Annotated in this window: 7 protein-coding genes and 1 other annotated feature; of the genes, 2 read left to right on the top strand and 5 right to left on the bottom strand. The window is 40.1% G+C overall.

Features of this window, described 5'->3' with window-relative positions:
- The 5 genes from ED2_RS14030 to rplK all read right to left on the bottom strand — a co-directional run.
- The coding region (locus tag ED2_RS14030; protein WP_060789907.1) for a TVP38/TMEM64 family protein at window positions 1-534 on the bottom strand (534 nt) is incomplete at its 3' end.
- Window positions 535-727: 193 nt separating this feature from the next.
- Complete coding sequence (gene rplL, locus ED2_RS14025; RefSeq protein ID WP_016177892.1) at window positions 728-1,093, bottom strand: 50S ribosomal protein L7/L12; 366 nt, start codon at window positions 1,091-1,093, stop codon at window positions 728-730.
- A 52-nt stretch (window positions 1,094-1,145) separates the two neighbouring features.
- Window positions 1,146-1,649, bottom strand: a complete 504-nt coding sequence (gene rplJ, locus ED2_RS14020; RefSeq protein WP_005878979.1) for a 50S ribosomal protein L10 — start codon at window positions 1,647-1,649, stop codon at window positions 1,146-1,148.
- 178 nt (window positions 1,650-1,827) lie between these two features.
- Window positions 1,828-1,954: a sequence feature (ribosomal protein L10 leader region), on the bottom strand.
- A 78-nt stretch (window positions 1,955-2,032) separates the two neighbouring features.
- Window positions 2,033-2,722, bottom strand: a complete 690-nt coding sequence (rplA, locus tag ED2_RS14015) for a 50S ribosomal protein L1 (protein ID WP_005878981.1) — start codon at window positions 2,720-2,722, stop codon at window positions 2,033-2,035.
- Between the two features lie 103 nt (window positions 2,723-2,825).
- The gene (gene rplK / locus ED2_RS14010) at window positions 2,826-3,248 is read right to left on the bottom strand and encodes a 50S ribosomal protein L11 (protein ID WP_005878984.1); all 423 of its coding nucleotides are present in this window, start codon (window positions 3,246-3,248) and stop codon (window positions 2,826-2,828) included.
- A gap of 315 nt (window positions 3,249-3,563) precedes the next feature.
- On the opposite strand from rplK, the gene sdaAB reads away from it, so the two are divergent.
- Window positions 3,564-4,232, top strand: coding sequence for an L-serine ammonia-lyase, iron-sulfur-dependent subunit beta (sdaAB, locus tag ED2_RS14005; RefSeq protein ID WP_005878986.1), 669 nt, complete (start codon window positions 3,564-3,566; stop codon window positions 4,230-4,232).
- Between the two features lie 13 nt (window positions 4,233-4,245).
- Window positions 4,246-5,109, top strand: a complete 864-nt coding sequence (sdaAA, locus tag ED2_RS14000; protein WP_016177891.1) for an L-serine ammonia-lyase, iron-sulfur-dependent, subunit alpha — start codon at window positions 4,246-4,248, stop codon at window positions 5,107-5,109.
- The last annotated feature ends 226 nt before the right edge of the window (window positions 5,110-5,335 follow it).

Below are 5,335 nucleotides of genomic sequence, written 5' to 3'. Positions count from 1 at the left end.
TGGGATCACCCCAATAATGATCGACATCAAAATTTCTCGCACCTGTAAATTCAACGTCGTCGTTGCAAAGTTGATCACTGATGAAGGAATGATCGGCACCATGTATCCCACCATGATCCCGATTTTTGGGTGTTTCATGCTACGAATCGCTTTGACCCAACGATTTGATTTTTTAGAATGGTCCACCAATTTCAAATGTTGCATAAGAGAAATCGCTAAAATATTCCCAGAAGCATTCCCTACAATATTGATCAATGCACCAAGAAAAGGACCATAGCTTAACCCTACAATCACTCCGATGACTGCAGTAGGTACTCCTGGAATAGCACACATGATCCCCATCAACAAAATCAGGATCACTGCCGCAGAAAGACCATGGGAGCGTACACTATGCAACAATTGTTGTTCATTTGCTTTAGGATCAATTAACAGATGGATATCTGCTTGGTATTCCAAGTACAAGTGGTACCCTAAAAAAAGGATCAGCGAAATGCCCAGCGCAATCAATACTTTCTGTAATTTTTTACTTTCCATTTTTCCACCTACCAAAACACTGATTATGTATTAGTGTACCATACATCTAAAAAGAACCAGCCAACCTAAAGATTGAATCAGCGAGTCCTTGTTTATTTCTTGGAATTTGGTTTCTGTCCTTTTATCCTAAAGCCAAACAAAAAAAGCTAGAACCCTCATGATAAGGATTCTAGCTCGTAATAATCAAGAGTGATTATTTAACTGTTACAGTTGCGCCAACTTCTTCAAGTTTAGCTTTTAATTCTTCAGCTTCGTCTTTTGACACGCCTTCTTTAACTGGTGCAGGAGCTCCGTCAACTACAGCTTTAGCTTCTTTCAAGCCTAAGCCAGTTGCTTCACGAACTGCTTTGATAACTTTAACTTTTTGGTCGCCAGTTGCTGTTAATTCAACAGTGAATTCTGTTTGTTCTTCAGCAGCAGCGCCACCAGCAGCAACTGCAGCTACAGGAGCAGCAGCAGATACGCCAAATTCTTCTTCAATAGCTTTAACTAGGTCGTTAAGTTCTAGGATAGTTGCTTCTTTTAACTCAGCAACGATGTTTTCAATGTTCAATGCCATTATAATTTCCTCCGTTTTAGATGTTAATATTTTTATTTATGCTATGCGGCAATTAAGCTGCATCTCCATCTTCTTTTTCTGCCACTGCTTTGACAGCGTAAGCCACGTTGCGGACTGGCGCTTGTAGTACAGATAGCAACATAGATAGAAGTCCTTCGCGGTTTGGCAATTTTGCCAATGCTGTGATTTCTTCCAATGAAGATACTTTACCTTCGATGATACCGCCTTTGATTTCTAATGCTTTTGCTTCTTTAGCAAATTCGTCCATGATTTTCGCTGGTGCAACTACATCTTCGTTACTAAATGCAACGGCTGTAGGGCCAGTGAATACTTCGTCCAAGCCTTCTAATCCAGCTTTTTTTGCAGCACGAGAAAGAATTGAGTTTTTGATAACTTTCATTTCTACGTTTGCATCACGAAGTTGTTTACGTAAACGAGTCACTTCATCAACAGTTAGACCACGGTAGTCAACAACGACTACAGATGCTGCTGCTGTAAATTTTTCACTTACTTCATCAACGATTGCTGCTTTTTTTGCGATAATTGCTTCACTCATTTTTGAGTTTCACCTCCTGAATTTTGATGGAAGAGTTCTTTACACTTAGTTATTCACCAAGTATTGTGTATCAATGATCCACTTCGTTCTTAGTGATTCAACATGCTTCGCCTGAGAGGAGACTTCGCTCACTCTGTTCGCCAAGTATTATTCATCATCTATTCACATCGTTCTTAGTGATTCACAATAAAAAACTCTATGCCACCGCAGACATAGAGGGACTATTGAAAGTATTCAATAAACGTCCTCGGTAGGAAATTAAGGCGAATGCCACCTACTGTCTTCGGTACAAGTTAATTATTAACCTCAACTAGCTTAGCATGCTAAACTAGTTGAGTCAAGAATTATTTTTTCAGTTGGATCAATCAACGTTCTAATTTAAATTAGAAAGAAGCTTGGTCTACATGGATACCAGGTCCAAATGTTGTTGTAACAGTGATATTTTTCATGTATTGACCTTTAGCTGCTGATGGTTTAGCTTTCACTAATACATCATGGATTGTTGTAAAGTTTTCAACAAGTTTTTCGTTGTCGAATGATACTTTACCGATTGGAACATGGACGTTTCCAGCTTTGTCCACACGGTAAGTTACTTTACCTGCTTTTACTTCGTTCACTGCTTTTGTAACATCCATAGTTACAGTACCAGTTTTAGGGTTTGGCATTAAGCCTTTAGGTCCTAAAACACGTCCTAAACGACCAACAGTAGCCATCATGTCAGGTGTAGCAACAACTACGTCAAAGTCAAACCATCCATTTTGGATTTTTTGAACCATGTCGTCGTCTCCTACGAAGTCTGCACCAGCTGCTTCAGCTTCTTTTGCTTTGTCGCCTTTAGCAAATACTAAAACAGTTTGTGTTTTACCAGTTCCGTTAGGTAATACTACTGCACCACGAATTTGTTGGTCTGCTTTTTTAGGGTCTACGTTCAAACGGTATGCAACTTCAACTGTAGCGTCGAATTTTGCAATGTTTGTTTCTTTTGCTAATGCTACTGCTTCAGCAACAGGGTAAACTTTACTTGAATCAACTTTTTTTAATGCATCTTGCATTTTTTTGCTCTTTTTAGCCATTTTGGTTCCTCCTTGATTGTGGTTATAACGGTTGTACCTCCCACGTGTTCTATATCTTTCAATACAGAGCCAACTGAGAAGCTACTTTCTTAGGGTGTAGAGATTATTCTACAGTGATCCCCATGCTTCGTGCAGTTCCTTCAACCATGCGCATTGCTGCTTCAACGTTCGCTGCGTTTAGGTCTTCCATTTTTAATTCAGCGATTTCTTTGATTTGATCGCTAGAAACTTTAGCAACTTTGTTTTTGTTTGGTTCGCCTGAACCTTTTTCAATGTTTGCTGCTTTTTTCAACAATACTGCAGCTGGTGGTGTTTTTGTAACGAATGTGAATGAACGGTCTTCGTATACAGAAATAACAACCGGAATAATCAAACCTGCTTGATCAGCTGTACGAGCATTGAATTCTTTTGTGAATCCCATGATATTGACACCCGCTTGACCTAGTGCAGGACCTACTGGTGGAGCTGGAGTTGCTTTACCTGCAGGAATTTGCAATTTAACGATTTTTTCTACTTTCTTTGCCACGAGACATACCTCCTTAAGTCCGTGATGTGGTTAATTGGAGATGCATATTTCTCCTCCCACGTTTTCTCTCATAATCATCTGATTATCAGACAAAATAGTGCGCACGACAATGCACACTGGTACAGTATAGCAAATATATTCTTTTTTTCAAGATTTTTTTCTTATAAATTTACATTCTATGGAAGAAATCGATAATTTTCTCCTTAAAACGTGAAGAACCTTCCCTATTTGTTTACCATTTGTGCTAAACTAGCGCCAAGAAGAAATGCTGACATGCGCCAGCTATATATCTGTAAATTTTAACGAGGTGAAGAAATGAAAGAATTAAAATACCGCAGTGTTTTCGATATTATCGGTCCTGTCATGATTGGTCCTAGTAGTTCTCATACCGCTGGTGCTGCTCGAATCGGTAAAATCGTCCGTAGTATTTTTGGCGAACAACCAGATTCTGTCGATATTTATCTTTATGAATCTTTTGCTAAGACTTATCGAGGACATGGTACCGATATTGCTTTAGTCGGCGGCTTATTAGGCATGGAACCAGATGATGAACATTTAGCAGATTCACTGAAATTGGCTTATGAAGCAGGCATGGAAGTATTATTCGTTCCAAAAGCGGAAAAAGCGGAACATCCCAACTCTGTAAAAATGTTGTTAAGAAAAGGAACTCGTAAACTTTCCGTAACTGGGATCTCGATCGGTGGCGGAAATATTCAGATATCTGAATTGAATGGGTTCAAGATCTCATTAAGCATGGGCACGCCTACCCTGATCATCGTCCATCGAGATGTGCCGGGAATGATCGCCAAAGTCACAAACATCCTTTCTGAAACGAATACAAATATCGGGACTATGACGGTGACTCGTGAATCTAAAGGCGAAAATGCGATCATGATCATCGAAGTCGATGACCCGCAAGTAGATGATACTGTTAAAAAATTAAATCAATTGCCAAACATCGATAGTGTCAATTATTTCGATTAAAGGAGGAAGAAAAATGTTTTTCTCTATTGAAGAACTCGTACAACAAGCAAACGACTACTCCAGTGTCGCTGAATTAATGATTGCTGTTGAAATGGAAATGAGCGGACGTTCACGCGAACAGATCATCGCGATCATGGAAAAAAATCTAAGTGTGATGGAACAATCCATTGCTGACGGAAAAGCAGGTGTAACATCTGTAACTGGCATTACAGGTGGCGATGCAAAAAAACTAAACGATTATTTAAAGGAAGCTGATTTTCTTAGTGGTGAAACGATCCTGACTGCCGTTCGTAATGCGATTGCTGTGAACGAGGTCAATGCCAAAATGGGCTTGATCTGCGCAACACCTACTGCCGGCAGCGCTGGAGTCGTACCTGGTGTATTGATGTCTGTTCGTGAGCGCTTGGAATTAAGTCATGAACAACAGTTAGAATTTCTCTTTACTGCTGGGGCATTCGGACTAGTCATGGCAAATAATGCTTCGATCAGTGGTGCAGAAGGTGGTTGCCAAGCAGAAGTTGGTTCAGCCAGTGCCATGGCAGCTGCTGCATTAGTATGTGCAAAAAATGGTACGCCGCATCAAGCCGCTCAAGCCGTTGCAATTACTTTAAAAAATATGATGGGGCTGATCTGTGACCCTGTCGCAGGGCTCGTTGAAGTTCCATGTGTCAAAAGAAATGCGCTTGGTTCTTCTCAAGCTTTCATTTCTGCCGACATGGCGTTAGCCGGTATCGAAAGTGTGATTCCCCCTGACGAAATTGTCGCTGCGATGTATCAAGTAGGCAGACAAATGCCCTCTATCTTCAAAGAAACAGCAGAAGGTGGTCTAGCAGCAACTCCAACTGCTAAACGACTAACAAAAGAGATTTTAAAATAAAACGTGGAAATGTTCTTTTATTAGAGGCGGAAAACAAATGTGGGACAAATCTAAAAATCAGGTTTGCTACAGACTCTCGAATAACCGTCGTTCAAAAGTAGGTTTTTCGGTAATTTCAAAAAAAAATGACTAGTTTTACCTGTTTTGTCGTTAGTGGTGTACTAGACGTTCCTTCAAAAAAATAGCGCGTATCGACGGCTCTGTCGATACNCGCTAGTTTTTTTGA

Origin of the sequence: Enterococcus durans NBRC 100479 = LMG 10746 (assembly GCF_001544215.1) — a bacterium.
Classification (GTDB): domain Bacteria; phylum Bacillota; class Bacilli; order Lactobacillales; family Enterococcaceae; genus Enterococcus_B; species Enterococcus_B durans.
Note: the sequence above shows the minus strand (reverse complement) of the source record. Positions and strands in the feature narration are given on the sequence as shown.

Bases quoted from the DNA above. Each gene is read 5' to 3' on its own strand.
- rplJ (WP_005878979.1), bottom strand. From the start codon at position 1,649: ATGAGTGAAGCAATTATCGCAAAAAAAGCAGCAATCGTTGATGAAGTA.
- sdaAA (WP_016177891.1), top strand. From the start codon at position 4,246: ATGTTTTTCTCTATTGAAGAACTCGTACAACAAGCAAACGACTACTCC.
- rplL (WP_016177892.1), bottom strand. From the start codon at position 1,093: ATGGCATTGAACATTGAAAACATCGTTGCTGAGTTAAAAGAAGCAACT.
- sdaAB (WP_005878986.1), top strand. From the start codon at position 3,564: ATGAAAGAATTAAAATACCGCAGTGTTTTCGATATTATCGGTCCTGTC.
- rplA (WP_005878981.1), bottom strand. From the start codon at position 2,722: ATGGCTAAAAAGAGCAAAAAAATGCAAGATGCATTAAAAAAAGTTGAT.